General features: G+C 51.3%; 14 protein-coding genes. 12 read left to right on the forward strand and 2 right to left on the reverse strand.

Going from position 1 to position 19,618, the window contains the following annotated elements; genetic code table 11:
* Nucleotides 1-13: 13 nt before the first annotated feature.
* Nucleotides 14-1,264: a cytochrome P450 gene (locus HCU74_RS01040; RefSeq protein ID WP_168448539.1), complete on the forward strand. Its 1,251-nt coding sequence runs from the start codon at nucleotides 14-16 to the stop codon at nucleotides 1,262-1,264.
* Nucleotides 1,265-1,363: 99 nt separating this feature from the next.
* The gene (locus HCU74_RS01045; RefSeq protein ID WP_168448540.1) at nucleotides 1,364-2,755 is read left to right on the forward strand and encodes a coniferyl aldehyde dehydrogenase; all 1,392 of its coding nucleotides are present in this window, start codon (nucleotides 1,364-1,366) and stop codon (nucleotides 2,753-2,755) included.
* Between the two features lie 31 nt (nucleotides 2,756-2,786).
* On the opposite strand, the gene HCU74_RS01050 is transcribed toward HCU74_RS01045, so the two are convergent.
* Nucleotides 2,787-3,785: a GlxA family transcriptional regulator gene (locus tag HCU74_RS01050; RefSeq protein ID WP_168448541.1), complete on the reverse strand. Its 999-nt coding sequence runs from the start codon at nucleotides 3,783-3,785 to the stop codon at nucleotides 2,787-2,789.
* Between the two features lie 113 nt (nucleotides 3,786-3,898).
* On the opposite strand from HCU74_RS01050, the gene HCU74_RS01055 reads away from it, so the two are divergent.
* The 4 genes from HCU74_RS01055 to HCU74_RS01070 all read left to right on the forward strand — a co-directional run bounded on the left by HCU74_RS01055 (nucleotide 3,899) and on the right by HCU74_RS01070 (nucleotide 10,543).
* Nucleotides 3,899-4,915: a phytanoyl-CoA dioxygenase family protein gene (locus HCU74_RS01055; protein ID WP_168448542.1), complete on the forward strand. Its 1,017-nt coding sequence runs from the start codon at nucleotides 3,899-3,901 to the stop codon at nucleotides 4,913-4,915.
* A 104-nt stretch (nucleotides 4,916-5,019) separates the two neighbouring features.
* Nucleotides 5,020-5,850 (forward strand): SDR family NAD(P)-dependent oxidoreductase, encoded by an 831-nt coding sequence (locus HCU74_RS01060; protein WP_168448543.1) that lies wholly within the window; start codon nucleotides 5,020-5,022, stop codon nucleotides 5,848-5,850.
* Nucleotides 5,851-6,109: 259 nt separating this feature from the next.
* A complete protein-coding gene (locus HCU74_RS01065) occupies nucleotides 6,110-8,578 on the forward strand; it encodes a TonB-dependent receptor domain-containing protein (RefSeq protein WP_168448544.1) in 2,469 nt (822 codons plus the stop codon).
* Between the two features lie 60 nt (nucleotides 8,579-8,638).
* On the forward strand, nucleotides 8,639-10,543 hold the full coding sequence (locus HCU74_RS01070) for a linalool dehydratase/isomerase domain-containing protein (RefSeq protein ID WP_168448545.1): 1,905 nt from the start codon (nucleotides 8,639-8,641) through the stop codon (nucleotides 10,541-10,543).
* A 227-nt stretch (nucleotides 10,544-10,770) separates the two neighbouring features.
* Here the strand turns inward: HCU74_RS01070 and HCU74_RS01075 are convergent, their stop codons facing one another.
* The gene (locus HCU74_RS01075; protein WP_168448546.1) at nucleotides 10,771-11,550 is read right to left on the reverse strand and encodes a FadR/GntR family transcriptional regulator; all 780 of its coding nucleotides are present in this window, start codon (nucleotides 11,548-11,550) and stop codon (nucleotides 10,771-10,773) included.
* A gap of 301 nt (nucleotides 11,551-11,851) precedes the next feature.
* Between HCU74_RS01075 and HCU74_RS01080 the strand changes: the two genes are divergently transcribed.
* The 6 genes from HCU74_RS01080 to HCU74_RS01105 all read left to right on the forward strand — a co-directional run bounded on the left by HCU74_RS01080 (nucleotide 11,852) and on the right by HCU74_RS01105 (nucleotide 19,522).
* Nucleotides 11,852-12,253 carry a carboxymuconolactone decarboxylase family protein gene (locus HCU74_RS01080; RefSeq protein WP_210425064.1) on the forward strand — a complete coding sequence of 134 codons (402 nt, stop codon included), beginning with the start codon at nucleotides 11,852-11,854 and terminating at the stop codon, nucleotides 12,251-12,253.
* Between the two features lie 556 nt (nucleotides 12,254-12,809).
* Entirely contained in the window at nucleotides 12,810-13,577 is a 768-nt protein-coding gene (locus HCU74_RS01085) for an SDR family NAD(P)-dependent oxidoreductase (RefSeq protein ID WP_168448547.1), read from the forward strand.
* Nucleotides 13,578-13,611: 34 nt separating this feature from the next.
* A complete protein-coding gene (locus HCU74_RS01090) occupies nucleotides 13,612-15,558 on the forward strand; it encodes a linalool dehydratase/isomerase domain-containing protein (protein ID WP_168448548.1) in 1,947 nt (648 codons plus the stop codon).
* 86 nt (nucleotides 15,559-15,644) lie between these two features.
* Nucleotides 15,645-15,782: a hypothetical protein gene (locus HCU74_RS01095; protein WP_168448549.1), complete on the forward strand. Its 138-nt coding sequence runs from the start codon at nucleotides 15,645-15,647 to the stop codon at nucleotides 15,780-15,782.
* Between the two features lie 27 nt (nucleotides 15,783-15,809).
* The gene (locus tag HCU74_RS01100; RefSeq protein ID WP_168448550.1) at nucleotides 15,810-16,877 is read left to right on the forward strand and encodes a phosphotransferase; all 1,068 of its coding nucleotides are present in this window, start codon (nucleotides 15,810-15,812) and stop codon (nucleotides 16,875-16,877) included.
* 194 nt (nucleotides 16,878-17,071) lie between these two features.
* A complete protein-coding gene (locus HCU74_RS01105) occupies nucleotides 17,072-19,522 on the forward strand; it encodes a TonB-dependent receptor (RefSeq protein WP_168448551.1) in 2,451 nt (816 codons plus the stop codon).
* The last annotated feature ends 96 nt before the right edge of the window (nucleotides 19,523-19,618 follow it).

The raw sequence follows: 19,618 nt of genomic DNA on the forward strand, positions 1-19,618 counted from the left end.
TTGGAGTGAAGCTATGAGCCTGACGATTCGTATAGAGGACTTTGACGGTGACTACGACCCCTTTACCGGGCAATTGGTCATGGGTAAGGAAGAAATGGTCACTGATCTCTATGGTGAGTTACAGCGTCGCTTGGGAGAGGGGCCCGTACACGATATTGATATACGGGATATGTTTGGAATACCCCGTGATGAGACCCTGACAACGGTTCGCGGAGTGACGGTGCTCGGTCATGACCTGGTCAAAACCGTATTGAACGATCCTGCAACCTACTCCAATACTATCTACCAGAACTTCCTGGGTGCGGCCTTTGGTCCGTCGATTACGACGATAGACCCACCGATACATGGGCGCTACAGGCGCATATTTCAGAAGGCCTTTTTGCCAGGGGTTATTCAGAAGTTCAAGGATGAGCGGGTTCCCAATGTTATCAACGATTTGGTAGATCAGTTCGCTGATAAAGGCAAAGCGGAACTGGTCACCGCGTTTACTCGGCATTTTGCGTTCAATTTTATCAACGAATTATTGGAACTGCCGCTGGAGGATCGAGGAGTATTTCATCGACTGGCGGTCGGTCAATTGGCGGTATCATATGACCCGCCACGCGGGGCAGAGGCGACCCGAAAACTGCGTAGTTATCTGGAGCAGCTTGTAGACCAGCGCCGGGAAAATCCTATCAGTGACAATGATTTTATCCACACAATCGCCACTGCCGAGGTCGACGGTGAGCGGCTGCCAAACGATGTGGTGGTAGCCTTTTTTCGCCAATTAATGAACGCAGGCGGAGATACCAGTTACCACGGGCTGGGCAATATCCTGGCAGGTTTGCTCACCAACCCCACGCAACTGGAAGCCATACGCAATAACAGAGAACTTGTACCCAAGGCGATAGAGGAAGGCCTGCGTTGGGAATGCCCGGTCACAACCCTGTTCCGAAATCCGACGGTTCCGGTCACATTGGGAGATGTCGAGGTCTCTACCAGCGACTACCTCAACGTGATGATCGCGTCAGCCAATCGCGACCCCGATGTATGGGACCGCCCGCACGAATTCGATGTTCATCGCGACCGTCGCCATCTGGCCTTTGGCTCAGGCGCACATATTTGCATTGGACAGCATCTGGCGAGAATGGAAATGGTTGTTGCCATCAATATATTGTTGGATCGCCTGCCCAACCTGAAGCTGGACCCGAATTGTGCGCCGCCGACCATACATGGCCTTATTCTGCGTGGCCCCGATGCGCTGAATGTTGAGTTCGATCAGTGATCGCCAGCGCCCAGTGAAGATCAGTTCGTCATTGACTTTGATAGTGCAGGTTCGACAACGGGGATATTCGCCCGTCGTGAACATCGAAGAGACAGGATTATGTTGAAACAACGTTTAACCACCATTAGAAATGCCGCAATCCAGGAGGGGTATACCTCGTATGAGGTGCGCATTGGCCGCCTGAAGAAACTGGACGCTATTCTGGTTGACCATCAATCCGCACTGATAGAGGCCGCCGACAAGGATTTTAATGGCCGTCCGGCTATTCAAACCAGAATGGAAATATTTGGTGCGCTGGAATCCATACGCTATACCACCAAAAATCTGAAGCGTTGGATGAAGCCCGATAAGCGTGATGTGCCATTTATCAATCGTCTTACCGGTGCGAGTGCGGAGATACTGCACCAGCCTCTGGGTGTGGTCGGTGTGGTCGCACCGTGGAACTTTCCCTACGTACTTTCTCTCGGCGCATTGGCGGGGGTCTTTGCAGGCGGCAATCGAGCAATGCTGAAGCCCTCCGAGCTATGCCCTAACGTGTCAGCCTTACTGGCGGAGTTAATCGGCGAAAAGTTCGATAAAACCGAACTTGATGTGGTGCTTGGTGGCCCCGAGGTCGGGCAGGAGTTTTGTAGCCTTGCCTTTGACCATTTGCTTTTTACCGGAGCGCCCTCTATCGCGAGTCATGTCATGCGGGCAGCGGCGGAAAATCTCGTGCCAATGACCCTGGAACTGGGAGGTAAGTGCCCGGTAGTGGTCAGTGATAGTGGAGACCTCGACCTGGCAGTGGACAGAATAATGTGGGGCAAGGTGCAAAACGCCGGGCAGATATGTCTCGCGCCAGACTACGTTTTTGTACCACAGCGATATGTAGAGGAGTTTTTGAGCAGGGCCCGTGAAAAAATTGCAGCGTGGCACAATAAGCCCGAACACGACGCGCATTTCTGTTCGATAATCAATGATCGCCATTTGCAGCGGCTTCAGGGCTATATCGACGAGGCACAAGAAAAGGGTGCGAGGGTGGAAAGCCTGAAAACCTCTTCAATGTCGCTGCCAGGCAGGCAGATTGCGCCGCATATATTTGTTGAGCCCGCTGATGATCTTGGCGTTATGCGCGATGAGGTGTTCGGACCACTGCTTTCCCTCAAGGGCTATACCGATATTCAGCAAGTTATTGACTATATCAACCTTCGCGAACGCCCATTGGCACTCTATTATTTCGGTAGTAACAGCAGTGAATTGGACCGCTTGAAAAAGTACACCGTATCGGGTGGGATGTCGGTCAATGATATTGCGACCCATGCGAGCTGCGAGACCTTACCGTTGGGAGGGGTTGGGCACAGCGGCATGGGCGCTTACCATGGCTATCACGGTTTTCTGGAATTTACCCATCCGAAAGCGATCCTGAAACAAAAGAAAATCAGTATGGCTAAATTATTCAATCCCCCTTACACAAAACGCCAGTCCAAAATTCTGGACAAGCTGATTGGGTGAGGTACAAGAGGGTTGAGCGCTGCTTGCCAGTCTATAGAGAAGCAGGCTTGGCGACGTTGGCGGTAGCGGCATATTTTTCTTGCTTTCGATAAGCCATGGCAGTGCTACCCGTTTGCTCGCGGAATGCTTTGCGAAAGGATTGAACATCGCTGTAACCCACCAGTGCGGCGACCTGGTCTACAGAGCGGTCTGTTCGTGTGAGTATCGTGCAGGCCGCGTCTACTCGAAGCTTCTTTAGATAATCCCGTGGAGTCATACCAAGAAACTTGCGGAAATGCCGCAGTAATGTCTGTTGACTTACCGACATTGCCTCTGCGAGTTCGGCTATTGTTATGCCCTGAGTGAACCGAAATTCCATCCACAATTGCGCCCGGGCGGTCAGCGCATCCTCCGACACAGAGTGTTCAGGAGTTTGGTAATGTCCGGTGACTTCGCCATACCATCGAGAAACTTCCGGCGAAATAGTCTGCTCCAGAATGCGAACCATTAGAGCGTTATCGGCACCCAGCCCACATGCTGTCAGAATCCCGCGGTGCTCCACTACCATTTCCAGAGGGCAGCAGGTAATGTCGGGATAATGGCTGCGAAATTCGGAGGTGAGCTGACGCAGTATGGCGGCCTTGCCGCCATTCAACAAGCCCGATTCGGCAACCAGAAAAACACCTGTGCCCGAGGCTGAAATGATCGCGCCGCGTTCATAGTGATGGTGTAGCCACTCGTATACACGCGTGGAATTTTTAAGAATTTCCCAAAGTCTATCAGTGTTGTGAATAATAAAACTCGGTATGTGAACGATGTCGTAGTGTCTCTCGCCTTCTATTTGCGCATCGGCGGCAACGCTGCGCCCGCAGGCCGTGTGGATTGTTCGTCCTGCGGGAGCGACCACCTGCACTTGACTGTCCATCTCGATGGGAGCATTTCGCTGGAAAACACTATGAACCCTGTGCCTCGCCATGACGAAGGCGTCAGCAAAGGCTCCCAGGCTTGACAGATAAACGCCGTCCATTCCCAGCAATGCGAAATTTGCCATGTAAAAGCCCTTGAGTGTTGAAAATGCCTTTGTATTATGTCGAATTCACCCCTATTGCGCTATGGGTTTAGGGTTCAAAATCGTTACCACTTCTTCAAGCACGGTGATGATTTATGCCTGATATAAACAAAATTGAAAATGGCGTAAGGGACGTGAATCCCCCCCTTAAAATGGGTGAGCTGAAAGTATCCAACCATTTGCTCGGCGACCGAGCGGCGCTTGAGTCGGCGTGGCAACGAGACGGTTACTGGTATTTTAAAGAAATACTCGATCTGGATGTGATAGCACAACTTCGACGTGAGTGGATCGATTACCTTCAGCGGCAGGGCTTCATTGATAAGAATGTCGAGGAAAATCGATACAATGGAGCGAGTTTCGAGGGTAAGCCGATCTCTCGTGCTGATTTGGAGAGGGTCGCAGAGTTTAACGAGCGCAAGTTGCATCGGGTACTGACAGAGAATCCGAAAATCTGCGCTACGCTCAAGGAAATTCTTGGAGACGACCCCTTCTGGTTACCAATCGCCGAATATCGAGCGAATGCTCCTGTCGTTGAGTACAACGGCTCCCGATTGATTGCCCCACACCAGGACGGCTTCTATAGCCGGGGTATGGACATGAAGATTTGCTGGATTCCTGTCGATCATATTAGTGGGGACATGGGGGGGTGCGCCTGGGTTGAGGGCGCGAACAATGGTCCAATTCTGCACGACTTGAGCAATCCTCCATTGTTTCCGATTCCACCGGAAAAGATCCCCGACGATGGTTGGAAGACAGCTGAATTTTCCCCAGGCGATATCGTTATATTTGATCTGAATACCCCCCATAGCGGCTTGGTGAATATCTCCAAAGACCGTTTCAGAATGAGTTTTGATATTCGTGTTACGGAGGCCTCCGGGCGAGTGCCGACTATTGGTCCAGTAAAGGAGATCAATGAAGAGCAGGTCACTCTGATTGATAGTCAAAACAGTCAGGAAAGGGTTTATCGTATCAATACAGAAACCTATGTGCGCGGCACGGATGGTAAAAAGCGCGAAGGTGAGGAAATCAAAAAAACCTTCAAACCGGGAGAGACAATTCTGGTGAATTCCGACGATGGAGATACCGCTACGCTGGTGCGCTCCATTCACTAGCGTAACGCTTTTGAGTAAGTCGGCGAGTCCGGGTAGGGCTTAATGCCGACTGAAAATGTGTAACTCGAAATTAAATAATAACCATTATTGCAGGGGCTCCGATCATGGGTTTACCCACCAAATTTAACTCTACTATGGATGGCAAGGTCGCTATCGTTACCGGCGCGGGTGCAGCGGGCGAAGGGATGGGCATTGGCCGCGCGATTGCGATACTGCTGGCGATGGAGGGCGCAAGTGTCTGCGCGGTTGACCTGGACGCGGAGCGAGCTGAGACGACGGTTGGCTATATCAAGGATCGCGGTGGTCGAGCCATAGCGATCGCCGGTGATGTAACCGATCGAGACGTTTGTCGTCGCATTGTAGAAACCTGTACGGCGGAATTTGGCCCCGTCAGTGTGCTGGTCAATAACGTCGGTATTGCATCGCCGGTGGAATTGGATGGCGATGACGAAGAGGCTTGGTCCAGAGTTTTGAATACAAATCTAACCTCGGCCATGCTGATGTGTCGCTATGTGATGCCCTCCATGAGGGAGCGCGGTGGTGCCATCGTAAATATCTCGTCTATTGCCGGCATTCGCGCATTTGGCAATCTCGCATATGGCCCGTCAAAGTCAGCTTTGGCTGGACTAACCCGCGAGCTGGCGGTGATGTATGGGCGAGAGGGAGTCCGTGTCAATGCTGTGGCGCCAGGTCACATTTTGACGCCACTGGTAGAAGCCTTTGTGACGCCGGAGTTACGCGCGGCCAGACGTGATATTGCACCCTTGGGGGTTGAGGGGGACTCCTGGGATATCGCTCAGGCGGTCAGATTTCTGGCCAGCGATGAAGCTCGTTTCATTACGGGAGTCGAGCTCCCTGTAGACGGCGGCGTCTCCGAAATTGGTGCCCTGAGTGCGGTGGGCCTGCTGAAAAATAGTTCATCTGCTGAAGAATAGCTGCTGAGTCTCATCGGTGGGTTATTGTCGTCGTAGCAGGGGGCCACTATCGTGCGAGGCCGTAGGACCGCCCGTGGTGTAAGGCTGGATTGTATTGGCGCAAGTTATGACGATGGAAATGGGTGCGAATATCGTAGCTTGTAGTTGAGGGTAGTCACATTAACCGATGGTGGTGATTGATATAATCAACTAAGTATACTATATTTTAAATAGATGCACTGGAAGTCCGTATACCAAAACTGATAATTAAGGGTGTTCTGTGAAAGCAACCAAACCTTCATCGCTAGTAATTTGTGCAATGCTGCTCGTGAGTTTGCCGTCCTATGCTCAGACGGAAAGTGAGCGTTCTTCCGCACTTTCATCATCGGCACCAGACGTTTCTGCTAAAAACTCCAGGCGAAAGCCTGTGGTTCTAGAAGAGGTCATGGTAACGGCCAGGAAGCGGGACGAGTCGCTTGCAGATACAACCTATTCCGTTTTCGCAATTTCGGGTGAACAGTTTGAGAAATTCGATTCATCAAACTTCGATAATGTAGCGGAATCAACGCCGGGATTAATCATTACGGATACGCCAGTGGGGGCGCCGTCGATTGTCATCAGGGGCGTGGGCAGTGTCGCGACCCTTAATCCTTTCGATTTAACCGTGGGTCTTGCCATCGATGGGGTTTATTTCGGGAACTCTCACTGGTTTCAGGCCGGCTTGTTCGATGTGGCTCAGATAGAGGTGTTACGGGGACCGCAGGGCGTTGACTTCGGTAAGAATACCACCGCTGGTTTGATTAACGTGCGCAGCAAGGGGCCCGGCTCCGAACTCGAGGCGGGAGTAAAGTTAAATTATGAAGCTGAAACCAAAGAAGAAGTTCTTCAGGTTGGTGTCGGCGGTCCCGTGAGCGACGCTCTGGGCTTTCGTCTTGCTGTTCAGAGTCGGCAAAACACCGGTTACCAAACCACGATCTTTGGGGAAGATGCGCCTAAGTTAGAGCGGTTGTTAGCCCGTGGTACCTTGCTTTGGGATGTTACAGATTACCTCACCGTAAAGTACACGATATTCGGCAGCGACTTCGAAAAGCGCATGCTTGGCAGCGAACTGATTGAATGCAATAGCGAATACCAGGGCTTTATCGCAACCTTGGGCTCAACCGATGATTGCGCCGCAGACGACTTGCTGTACGGCGGAGAGCTTGGCGATGGCCTTGCCAAAAAGCGTAGTGCGCACGGTATCAGTGGTCAAAAGGGGGAGATGAGAAGTCACGCGTTAAACGTCGACTGGGATATCGGGGATCTTTCCATCGTCGCCACGACAGGGTATCAGACGCTGGATATTTACACGGCCCAGGACTCCGACTTTACCAATATTCAGTTTATTGATTCAGGTTTCGTGGAAGATCTCGTGGCCCTGGCACAGGAAGTGCGAATGAGTTACCCGATAACCGACAGTATTTATTCTGTTTTTGGTGTGTTCTATGAAACCGCTGATCGCGATAACGGCATAGATGTCGATATCCGTGTCGGCCCGAATAATCCGACGATTTACGCGGTGTTGGCCGCTGATGTCGGTGGTCTTCTTGACCCGAATGCGTTGACATCAGTGGCGGGAACCTCGTCTGCCTTGCTGGCTACTCAGACAGAGACAGTGGCCATTTTCGGCGATCTTACTCTTGATCTTACCGATTCCTTAAGTGTCAATTTCGGTATGCGTTATACCGAGGAGCGCAAAGAAGGGACGATGAATCAAGAGGTAGGTCAGTATGGCGACCCCGGTTCAGATGCAGATGGTGGTGAAGGGACGTTATTGTTTAATGGGGCGTTGAACAGGACCGATATCGATAATCTAAACCAAAGCCGTATTTCTCGCCACCTGGATCCTTCCGTGGTGGTTAAGTGGGATTTCTACACTGACTTCCCCTTGTCGTTTCTCGATTCAGGGCAGACATACTTCTCATATAAAGAAGGTTATAAGTCGGGGGGCTTTGATCTCGTAGCCGGTGTTGACGAAAATGGCCAGCCCAACAGTCCTTATGAATTCTTCGACGAAACCGTAATCGGCTATGAAGCGGGGCTGAAAGTCGAGGCTTTGGACAATACGGTCCGCGCTAGCCTCGCCGCGTTCTACACGGCCTACGATGATCTGCAAATCCAGTTTACTCCGCCGAACGCGACTATTATTAATACCTTGAATGCCGGTTCATCGTTGACTAAGGGGATAGAGGGCGACCTCAAGTGGGTCATAAACCATGCTTTCTCCTTTGACATGTCAGCATCCTACGTCATTGCAGAATACGACGAATTCAGAGAGGCCCCTTGTTACCCGGGCCAGTCTGAAGAAGCGGGTTGTGTAAACGGTACTCAGGATCTTTCCGGTGAATCGCTGGCGGCGGCGCCCAAATATTCCGGTAGCTTTGGTTTGAATTACGAACAACCCATCGGCAGTGATTTGCTGTTTAGTGCGACCTTGCAGTCCTCCTATACAGATGAAATCAACTTTAATGTATTTGGTGACCCCACCGGTGGACGTGATGAGTTTTGGGTGTCGAATATGCGCCTTGGACTGTCTGATATTGAGGGTAGCTGGGATGTCGCGCTAATGGGCCGAAACATACTGAATGAACGCTCCCTGTCATTACGCGGGGAGGCGCCGCTCTCTTCCATTGTTGCGAGTACGCCATCTTATTACGGCAATCTTATGCCGCCGAGAACCCTGGCGATTCTGCTCTCGTTTCAGTTTTAGAATTGTTGAAATAACCGTACGTAAGATAAAGCATATACATTCTATAAAGAGGTGATAAGTATGAACTCAAGTGCTCAGCCGGTTGTGCCACCTATTCCCTTGCGGGAGGCCACATTTGGTCCGTTGATTGGGAAGCGCGTAACCCGATTCTTTATCGTTCTGACACTTGTGTTTCTGGTGGGGTTTGGCTTGACCTTTTCTGAGTCGCCAAATGTTATCGCTTTAGGGGTAGGTATGCAGTTCCCCGGGGCTGGCTTTCTCTACACGGGTGGCATCCTTGGTGTATTTCTTTTCTTGCTGACATTGGTGTTTTTTGGTCTGGCGGCATTTGCGTGGTTTGGCGCGGGCATGATTGTGGCACCGCCAATTGTGTGGGGGCTGGCCGCCCTCGGCGCCTACGGTTTGGCTGATAATAATAGCTGGAACGTATTTGTGTATGCGGTGCCCACGATAGTAGTGCTTGGTGCGGTAGTTGGTGCTTACAAACGTCGCCGGCAGCACCTCGCTGAGCTGGAAGTTGCAAAAGAGCGCAACAGATATCTGGCGAAAGCGACCTCACGAGAGAGAGATGGCGCAATCACTGTCAGTGAGGAAATGTCGCCGGAAGAGCTGGCCAGCTTGAGATTTGTGCTGGATCTGGGCTTGCAGCCCCTGGAAAGCTTTGAGGGATTTGACTTCCTGGATCAGTTTCAGTCCGCTGCTACCCGCTATCAGGTCGATTACGCGCAGTACGGTCTGGCGATTGCACAGTTTACCCGAACGCCCGCCTTCACCGGGTACATGCAGAAGGCCCAGGAAAACCTGATCAAGAAAAAGCTGGATAAGCGCATGTGGTCGTATTGGTTTCTGGAAAATCTCTGGGGAAATTTCCGCTTCGATGCTGACCCGATCCGCAAGGATAACGTGATGTACTCCGGTAATACCGGCCTGATGATTGGTCTGTACGAAACGGTTAACCAGGACTATCAATTTTCGGCACCGGGAAGCATGCCGTTCAAATGGAATGACAAGAAATCCTTCGTGTATGACTTTGGGACGATTTCCGAAGCGGTAGCAAGAAACTATCGTGAATCAGAAATGGGCCTGATGGTCTGTGAGCCTAACTGGCTCTACAACATGTGTAATTGTATCGGTATGAGCAGCCTGGTATTGCATGACAGATTGCACGGCACCAGGCACGTTGATGCGATCTATGAGCGCTGGCAGCAGTCGCTGAATGAAGAGTTCCTGACCGGCGACGGGCGCTGCGTCGCCATACGCTCCAGTCGCTTGGGTATTACCTTGCCAGGCCTCACATCGATGACGAGTGACGCCAACTTTATCTGGTACTTAAATGCTCTTGATCCTGGTCATGCCGACCGCTTGTGGGCGATTTTGCGGAAGGAGTTCGCCAAAATTACGCCGGAAGGCGAACTGGATCTAACTCTGGTAGGGCCCGATAAGATGGACGTGGGAACCTACAAGGGCGGCTGTGATATGGGCGGCTGTACTGTATTGATGGAAACTGCGGCGGAGATGGGTGATCTAGAGCTGTGGAATAAGTTGAAAGCCTATATAGAAAAGGAAAATCCCCCGGTTACGAAGGACGGTGTTCGCCGCTTCGAGGTGTCCACTATATTGAACACCATCTACATTATGGGCCTCTTTGCTCGGCCAAATGTTTGGCGGGATCTTATCAATAATGGGATGCCGGAGGAGTGGAAGAATGGCCCGCTGCTTTCTGATGCACCCTATCCCGATGTCCTTGTTGCCAAAGCGGTTTCCGACGGTACTCGCCTGGATCTGGTGCTGCGCCCGGGTAGTGACAAGCACGACGCGGTGCTTAAATTCCAGCGCTTGAAGCCTGATACGCGTTATAAGGTCGAGGGTATGCCAGGAGCGGAAGTCGTAGCAGACGGTGAAGGCTGTTCACAGTTGGCGATCGAATTGGGAGATCGGCTGGAGTTGTCCTTGATCCCGGCATAAAAGCGTAAGGTGAATGCGACCTTTCCAGGGAGAGGTCGCATTCTTTTTTACAATTGTTAGTTTAATTGGCCGGCCTTCTTTTTGATGATGTCAGAGGTTGTTTGGCCTGAATGTGTTGCCAATTAAGCTTTGGCGGTGACAGTAAAGTAATGGGCTGGATAAGAAGTAGGTAAAAGGGTCGAGCTGCTCCCCGTTAAAGGGCAGCCCGGTTGCAGTTCTACGCTGGCTTATTCAAGGGTATCGACGACATTTTCAGACCAGCTTTGGCTGGCCAAGATGGCCTCGACTTCGTTTAGATGCTGCCGCCAGAATTTGACTGCTTCATCAGCGCGTTCTTTTTTAATCAGCTGTATTAGTCGTCGCTGGGCACTCAAGGTATGGTCGGCAGCCGATTTTCTGTCGAAGCCACCGTCGGGCGCCTTATAAATCTGGTTTTCATAGATGCTTTCCAGCATTCTCATCATGAGTATGAGGGTCTGGTTTTTAGTGAGGTCGATAAGTGTTGAGTGAAAGCGTGAAACACTTTGGGCCAGGGCGCCAATATCCTGCCCTAACAAGGCTTTTTCTTCTTCCTTGTGAAGCTCGGTAAGTACGGCTTCCGCTTCCTCGGAAGAGTTCTCTATAACAAGGCGTACTGCCGGAGGCTGAATTAATTGATAAACCCTGAAAAGATCAATGGTGGTGACCTTGCGGCTTTGGAGCAAGAGCCCGAAATGTCGTGCGGCGATCTCGGGGTCGGGAAGGTGAACAGTCGGTCCTCCACGGGCGCCGCGGCGGACGCTGATCAGTGACTCCGATTCGAGTATCCGCAATGCTTCGCGCAAAGTGGGGCGAGCGATGTCGAACTTTTCCATTAGCTCAGATTCGGGGGGCAGGTTCGCACCCGGTTCTATCTCGCCCCGAATAATTTGGCGACGAAGCTCCTTGGCGACGAGTTCGCTGATCTTTGGAGTTCGAAACTTGTCGTTTGCTGTTGATTTTGCGGTCGCTATCGTTTTGTTGTTCAAAAGCTGTGTCTCGCGATTCTGTTGCGTTATAGGAGTGCAATTGCGGCACTGAGTATACTATAAAAAGCTTGCAAATCATTTGGCAACTATTTAAGTGACAATTTTCGGTGTGCAGGCTGTGCTTGCTTTCCCCCCTTTGTTTAGCTGTGGGGGAGTTTTTCGCAGAATTCGTCAACATGTATTGTGTTCGCGAATTTATATATAGTGTACTAGGTTATATATAGGTGTGTGGGAATTTCTGGAGCGTGCGGTCGTGCCGCCCGCAGAGTTGTAGTGAGTTAGGTGAGCTTAAGGAGGTTTTATGCAAAACGAAGAAAGAGTAGCTAAGGGCAGGCAGCTGGTAGAGCGGATGTTTGGTGACGGAATACTGAATTATCTTGAAGGGAAGGCAGGTTCCGAGGGGTTTGGGTCTCAAGGGGCGAGATTGGCTTTAAGGGATATTTTTGGCGGGGTGTGGGTTGACGACACCCTGTCGCCTCGAGAGCGAAGTATCGCAACTTTATCTATGCTGATCGCCTTGAGAGCTGAAGGCGAGATCCAAAATCACGTGCGGGGAGCGGTCAATAACGGCTTGTCTGCGAAAGAAATCGAGGCTCTTATTTTGCACTCTGCTTACTATTGCGGCTTTCCAGCATCGGGAGTGGCCCTCCAAGCTGCTGAAACGGTTCTGACAGAGATGGGAAAACTGAATAACGCTGAGTAATAAATAGCTAAAGGCGCCGTTACTGCGCAACCGGGTGCGGCGCCGAATGTAATGCGGTTGATATTCGCGGTAAACGCCAACATTATTGACATAGCATACTAAGTATGCTTTTATAATGTCAGTGATACCTTTATCAACTGCAGGCTCCGTGAAGTGTTGATGCGTTTTCATCGCGCTTACGGCGAATGTGAAAGGGTTGGTGGGCAGGGTCGGAATGCAGATCGTTAACCACTGACAATGATTGCAGTGGCAATAAAATTTTACGGAGTCCAGTGGTTAAGGGCTGCAGTTTAGGTAACGCTTGTTCGCTGAAATTTAGCTTGCATTATTACTATAACGAGGACGATGTCTGCGGCCCGCTACAATTAGCTAAGCAAGGCTCCTGTGATAGTTCGAGTGCGCGAATAGCATGTGTTCACTAGCTGCCAAAATTCGTCTCGGCTTTCAGTGTTAAAGCAAATTTTGTTTGCCAGAAAATATGGCCTTACCGGACACGTATAGCACAACATAAATTGGCATTTTTTGAATTAACAACCTTTATGCGAAGAGTAATTCTATGACAAAAAAAGTTGCATTAATCACGGGTGGCGGCAGCGGGATGGGCCAGCTTATGGCAAAACAGCTGGCCGAAAAAGGCCACCGTGTGGTCATTCTCGACGTTAACGAGCCCGGCATGGTGGAGACCTGTAAGTCGAATGACAATATCAGCTACTTTGTCTGCGACGTTACCAATCGAGAGCAGGTTGAAAACATTGTTGCGGAAGTTGAGAAGGATGTCGGGCCGATATGGAGAATGGCCCATGCAGCAGGAATTATGCCCGGTGGTACATTGGTTGATATGCCATCAGAAAAAATTGTTCAGTTAATGATGATTAATTATGGCGGAACCGTTCATTTAACTAAGGCTGTTATGCCATATATGCTGAAACGCAATGCTGGTGAAATCATCATCTTCGGCTCCTCAGCAGGTATAGTGCCAAGCTCAAATCTCGGTGCTTATTGTGCAACGAAGTCCGCAGTTAACACCTTTACTGAAGTGCTTCACTATGAAAACCGTGGTAATAACATCAAGATCCTCCTGGTTTGTCCTCCTGCGGTCGATACCCCGCTGATTAAGCAAGCACTTGATACCGGTCCAAAGGGCCTCGAGTCAGCGGCCAAATCCGGGAAAATGGCCGATGCGGGCTCTATTATTTCGGCTATCGAAAAAGGATTGGAAAAAGGAAAATGGAAAGTGTTGCCGGGAGAGGCTGCGGCAGGGGAATTTCTGCGTAGATTATCACCGTCGCTCCTCTGGAAAATTGTCGACGCAAGTAATAAATAATTTCAAGCAATCTATTGAGAAGAGATGTAGGTATATGCAAACAGACGCCGCCAGAAGTGTAATTTGGGATAATTTGCCGAAAATTACAAAGAAGAAGCTCCACGGGAATATCACGTCGCGCCTGCGTCGCCGAACTCTTGTTCTCTACCTGCTGTTGCTGGTCGTTGGGGCGGCGCTGGTCGTCGGGGGCAGTACAACGTACCTGCAGGTCTTTGGTCTGGGTTTGGCCTTTCCCGGGGCAGGCTTTTTTGCCGCGTCGTGGTGGGCCTTCTTATTCGTTCCATTGACGATGGTTTTATTTCTTGTGGCAATGGCTGCATGGTTGTTTACCGGTAACCTTATGGCGCCAATAGCCATTTGGTTGTTGTCAGCCGTGCTCGCTCCGCTATCCAGTCATCACGTCGCTGACTGGGTGCTGCCCACCGTCATTGCGTTACCTCTTGCTATTCTGGTTATGGCTTTTTTTGGATCAAAATCCAAGTTGAAAAAGCAGATGGCAATCCAAAGTAAAAGAAATGCATTGCTCGATAATATTCCCGCGTTAATGTCGAATATGTGTGAGGACAAGCCAAATCCTGGTGAGAGCGAGCTGAGCCACACCGATTTGAAGGTGATGCGCTATTTGTTCGACCTATCCTTACAGCCTTTCGGGAAGTTTGATGGATTTGTAAGAAAGGACAACTTTCAACCGGCAGCATTGCGCTATCAGCTTAATCATATTCAGTACACTTTAGGTGTTATGCAGTGCCACTACACGCCGAATTTTCACGGCTATTTGAATGAGGCTCAACGCTATACCATAGAGAGCCTGACTCTGCCTGAGGTGTGTGGCTATTGGAAGCTCGAGAGTGTTTGGGGGAATTTTACCTGGAACCCTGATCCTGTCGATACCAAAGATAATATTATGCTCACCGGTTGGTCGGGCCATTGCTTGGGAACCTACGCACTCAATACCGGAGATACACGGTATTTCGAAGAAGGTTCGCTGGCGTTTAAACCGTTCAAAAAGGAAAATTCAAAACGCTATAAACATAGCAACCACACCTTTGTGGACTCTCTGCTCAAAAACTGGAATCAGTGTAATTACTTCCTGTTTCCGTGTGAGCCGAATTTTGTATATGCGCAGTGTAATCTTTATGGATACGGAGCGCTCGCGACCTATGATCTAGTCACCGGATCAAATCATACCAACGATATCGACTCCAGATTCAGAGACAACTTGAAAGAAGAATTTGAGCTGGCAACAGGGGACATCCAGCCTATTTTGTCTAACTTAACCGGATTACCCTTTCTCTTTAAGCCATCGGTCGTTGCAAATTTGTCTAATGTGCATCTGCTTAATGTTGTAGATCCCAAGCTGGCTCGTCGTACATACGGCCTATTTCGTACTGAGGATATGAAAATAGTAGATTCAGATACCCTCGATCTTAACCTGACCAATATGGATTCCGTAGATCCAGGGAACTATACCAAAAGCTTCGCTTTTACTTACAGTTGGGTAGCTGCCGCGGCCGGAGAGATGGGAGATAGAGAGGTTGCTCGATTAGCGCTGGAGAAGGTTGAGAAGGAATATTCTCTGCAAGAGAAAAATGGCGCGCTCATGTTGGAAGGTGTTTCGGTTATTACGGCGGCAGACTACGCTCTGGCGAGGATTATCAAAACCGATTTTTGGCGAGACAGTGTGCTAGTCGGACCATCAAGTACGACAAAATCCGGGCCGATATTATCAGACTGCCGCTACCCCGATGTGTTGGTGGCGAAAGCATATAGTCACGACGGCGTATCTCTTGACTTGGTGCTTTATAACGGTAATGAAAAAGGCGATCAAGAGATTGTAGTTAGTCGGCTGGAGGAAAACAGGCAGTATAAATTGCAGGTTTCCGGGCGCGAGGATGTACTGGCGGTAGCAAGTGATACCGGTGAAATTCGCACGAATGTTTATATTGATGGACGTACGGCTATTACCTTGTCGCCGGTTTAATCTGGAATAATTTGGAGAATGCGATGGCGTGCTGTGTGCTGGCTGGCCTATTCATCTACTACCTAACGTGCATCAGGAAAAAGGCCGTGTCTTTGGTTAGTCGAAACGCGGTGTTGGCTGTTGCGGTGGTATTTCTGGGATACGTTGTCGTGTTTCACGGCGAACATATCGCGTATGAGTTGGGTATGGGCGGTTCAACTGCGGATCACTCACATCATCATTAATATTAATAAATTGGCAGGAGATTATGTATGAGTTCCAAGGTAACCCTGGATTTACCACTGGCCCCGGAGGGATTAACAACAGAGTGGCTGGAGTCGGCGCTGTCGATACGCTACCCGAGTGTAAAGCTGGCATCCAGCGAAGTCTGTAATGTCGTCGCAGGCACTGCGAGCAAGATCAATGTTGCGTTGAAATATGATAATGGCAACCCGCACGGCCTTCCTGAATCCATGTATATCAAAGGTGGTTTTCATGGTGCGGAGCAACTGGAGTTAGCGGGCGCTGGCTATCATCAAGAGGTGGGGTTCTATCAAAATTTTGAAAATCAGCTGGACGGCCTTGAAATACCGAAGAGCTTTTTCGCGGGAGCCAATGACGCAAACGGGCAAGCGATTGTTATTCTTGAAGATTTAACACAGCGACAAGCTACCTTTGGCAATGCGACCGCGCCCATGAGTGTTGATATGATGGCCAAAACCATGGAATGGTTGGCTCATCTTCATGCGACATTCTGGAGCAAGCCTCCTGTCGACGCTAACATTCCCTGGCCCGGGGTTGTAGGTAGCTTGATCGACGTTATGTTGGCCGATGATTATTGGGGGCCGATGACCTCCCGTCCACTTGCCAAGCCATTGCCGGAAGTGGCCCGTGATCCGAAAGTTGTGCGTAAGGCACTAATGAGTATGTGGGAGACATTTGGCTCTCAGTCGAAAACCTTTATTCATGGTGATGCTCACCTGGGGAATATGTATTTCGTAGATAATGCGCCCGGATTTTTGGACTGGCAGAGTCCGATGCTGGGGCCATGGTCAGACGATGTGACCTATGCATTGATCGGCGGCCTTACGGTCGCCGACCGACGATCCAACGAAAGAGACTTGCTGAGGCATTATCTTGACGCGCTGCAGCGGCTCGGGGTTGAGAGTGCGCCAATGTTTGACGAGGCATGGCTGGCCTATCGGCAGCAAGTTATGCACGGGTATATGTGGGTGGCGACACCGCCGTCTATGCAGCCTGATGATATAGTCGGTGCAAATGTTGAGAGATTTTCCGCTGCGCTGGAAGACCTTGAAACCCTAAGCGCGTTAGGGGTTTAGAGCCTACTTCGTGCTATGATTTATTCACCCCTCTGGCTCTGCCCGAGGGGATTCACCCCGCACTAACGCCCCCCCTCGGTACATTCTGAACAGCTGTTCAAACGGCGAATTCGCACTACGTTAGCATCTCTCCTATCGTTGGCCTGATGGGCCTTCGCAGTGAACTAATTATAATTACACTGAGAGTTGTTGAGATGAAGAATATAGGCTTCTACCGCTTTCCCTGGGCCGTGTCCGTCTGCGGTGCCCTTGCATCATTTACCAGTTCGACCCTTTCGGCTCAAGACGAAGCAGGTGAGCCAGCGCGACGCAGTCGAGGCGTGGTAATAGAAGAGGTTATCGTAAAAGCGCAAAAGCGGTCCGAATCGATTTACGAAGTACCGATATCCATCAGCGCCTACTCTGGAGAAACGATTCGCGAGCTGGGACTCACCGATACTCGGGATCTGGGCAATCTGGTGCCGGGCTTCAGTTTCTCCGATAGCGGCTATTCGGTGCCCATTTATACCCTGCGGGGTGTTGGATTTAACGAGGCGAGTCAAACCGCGAGTGCGACGGTTGGGGTGTATATCGACGAGCAGAATCTCGCCTTTCCAGTATTTTCCAAGGGCGCCAACCTGGATCTTGAGCGCATTGAGGTACTGAAAGGCCCCCAGGGCACACTCTACGGTCGCAATACCACCGGCGGCGTTATCAACTATATCACCGCGAAGCCAGGTGAGAATCTGGAGGCCGGTCTGGCTGCAACATTAAGCCGGTTCAAAACCTACGATGTGGAAGGGTTTGTGAGCGGCCCAATTGGCGAAAGGCTTGGGGCGCGCCTGGCATTGCGGAGCATAACCTCTGAGGACGGGTGGCAAACCAGCCTTACCCGCCCCGAGGCTAATCTCGGTCAGGTCGATAAGTTATCCGGTCGCGGCACATTGGTCTGGGATAGTTCGGACACGGCGACCACCGAACTCGCCTTGTCGGGCTGGTCCGATCAGGGGGAGCCACAGGCGCCTCAGGCCATAGCGATTCGCCTGCAGAACGCGGTGGCATCCAGCGCCTTGCGTAGTGCGGGCTTGCCGGAGGAGATGGGACTGCCACAACGTGTGCGGGATCATCCCACGGTAGATCGTGATACCGATGACAACCGCGAGGCAGATTGGGCTGACCTCCCGTGGCAGTTGAACGAAACCTTTATGATGGCATCACTGCGTCATGAGCGAAGTATCACCGACAACAACACACTGACGGTGTTGGCGAGCCTCGCGGACTTTGAGAACGACCATTCCTTCCTGCCCCAGAGCGGCTTGTCGGTGCGCAATGCGGAACGAGAAGTGATAGTCGACACCCGTGCATGGACCGTTGAGGCCCGTGTCGATGGCATCTGGGGGGAGGGCATGGACTGGCTTGTGGGTACCTTTGTCAGCCACGACGATGTCTACGAATACCAGTCGGTGTATATCGATGAGGCAAGTTCCTCCTTCACCATTGATCCCGCGAATTTAGGGCAGCCGGGGCCGCTAATTGGCAACCGGGTAGATACCTATGGCGAGCAGGTCGCCGACGCGTATGCACTGTTCGGCAATGCCAACTGGCAGCTCAATGATGCGGTGAAACTGACGACTGGCCTGCGTTACACCCGCGAAAGGCGCGACTTTGCGGGGTGTACCATCGACAGCCCCAATAACTCAGCAGGAATCGGCTTTGGCAATGTGCTCAATGGCCTCAGTCTGAGCACGGGTGGCTCCGGCGGTATCGAGCCGGGAGACTGTCTGATACTTGGCGACGAACCCTCACAGGCTCCAGGTGGTCCAGCGCGCCGGGAGCCGGGTGTCTACACCGGTGTTCTGGATGAAGACAATTTGTCCTGGCGCCTGGCAGCAGACTGGCAGGTGAGTGACGACGACCTGCTGTACGCCTCCTATAGCCGCGGCTTCAAATCCGGCAGTTTCCCGGTGCTGGCCTCCTCAGACCGCAAGCAGTACCGGCCAGCCACGCAGGAGAGGCTGGATGCGCTGGAAGCCGGGGCCAAGTTTGGTTTCTTTGATCGTGCTCTGAACCTGAATCTAGCTGCCTATTACTACGACTACAAAGACAAGCAGTTGCTGGGGCGTACCTTTGACGAGGTGTTTGGGCCACTCCCTATTCTGGTTAACGTGCCCGAGTCCGAGGTCTACGGTCTTGAAGCCGAGGCGCAGAGCAATCCGCTGGAAGGCCTGTTTGTCTCAGTGGCGGCGAGCTATCTTCACACCGAAGTCAAAGAGGGGGCAACACTGGACCGCGACGGCGAGGAAGTGGATCTCGCCGGGAACGCCTTTAATTTTGCACCTGAAATCGAGATAACCCTGATTGCCGATTACACCTGGGCCCTGTCAGACGAGCTGGATATGGGCGTGGGCGGAGATATCAGCTACAGCGACGACACCAATGCCGTGATTACCGGTGAAGAAATATTTGCGATAGATGCCTACGCGGTCGTCAATGCCCGCATACACCTGTCGAGCGTGCACGATGGCTGGAAACTGACCGCCTGGGGCCGAAATATCGTCGATGAAGTGTATACCAGCGGCATGTTTGAAACCGGTGCCGATACCATCGCGCGTTACACCGGTATGACCCGCACCTGGGGGATTACGCTGGATTACCGCTACGAGTAGTGCGCTTTTCGATTGCCGCGGAGTTCAATCGGGGTGTCGCGGTATACAGCAAAGCTGGCGTTTCCGAAGGCAGATTCGGACGCGGCCAGCGGGAAT

Source organism: Spongiibacter thalassae (assembly GCF_012272835.1).
Lineage (GTDB): Bacteria > Pseudomonadota > Gammaproteobacteria > Pseudomonadales > Spongiibacteraceae > Spongiibacter > Spongiibacter thalassae.

What these genes read in the sequence shown, in the direction of transcription:
- HCU74_RS01080 (WP_210425064.1), top strand. Translation starts at nt 11,852, where the DNA reads ATGCAAAACGAAGAAAGAGTAGCTAAGGGCAGGCAGCTGGTAGAGCGG.
- HCU74_RS01100 (WP_168448550.1), top strand. Translation starts at nt 15,810, where the DNA reads ATGAGTTCCAAGGTAACCCTGGATTTACCACTGGCCCCGGAGGGATTA.
- HCU74_RS01070 (WP_168448545.1), top strand. Translation starts at nt 8,639, where the DNA reads ATGAACTCAAGTGCTCAGCCGGTTGTGCCACCTATTCCCTTGCGGGAG.
- HCU74_RS01050 (WP_168448541.1), bottom strand. Translation starts at nt 3,785, where the DNA reads ATGGCAAATTTCGCATTGCTGGGAATGGACGGCGTTTATCTGTCAAGC.
- HCU74_RS01055 (WP_168448542.1), top strand. Translation starts at nt 3,899, where the DNA reads ATGCCTGATATAAACAAAATTGAAAATGGCGTAAGGGACGTGAATCCC.
- HCU74_RS01105 (WP_168448551.1), top strand. Translation starts at nt 17,072, where the DNA reads ATGAAGAATATAGGCTTCTACCGCTTTCCCTGGGCCGTGTCCGTCTGC.
- HCU74_RS01085 (WP_168448547.1), top strand. Translation starts at nt 12,810, where the DNA reads ATGACAAAAAAAGTTGCATTAATCACGGGTGGCGGCAGCGGGATGGGC.
- HCU74_RS01040 (WP_168448539.1), top strand. Translation starts at nt 14, where the DNA reads ATGAGCCTGACGATTCGTATAGAGGACTTTGACGGTGACTACGACCCC.
- HCU74_RS01060 (WP_168448543.1), top strand. Translation starts at nt 5,020, where the DNA reads ATGGGTTTACCCACCAAATTTAACTCTACTATGGATGGCAAGGTCGCT.
- HCU74_RS01045 (WP_168448540.1), top strand. Translation starts at nt 1,364, where the DNA reads ATGTTGAAACAACGTTTAACCACCATTAGAAATGCCGCAATCCAGGAG.
- HCU74_RS01090 (WP_168448548.1), top strand. Translation starts at nt 13,612, where the DNA reads ATGCAAACAGACGCCGCCAGAAGTGTAATTTGGGATAATTTGCCGAAA.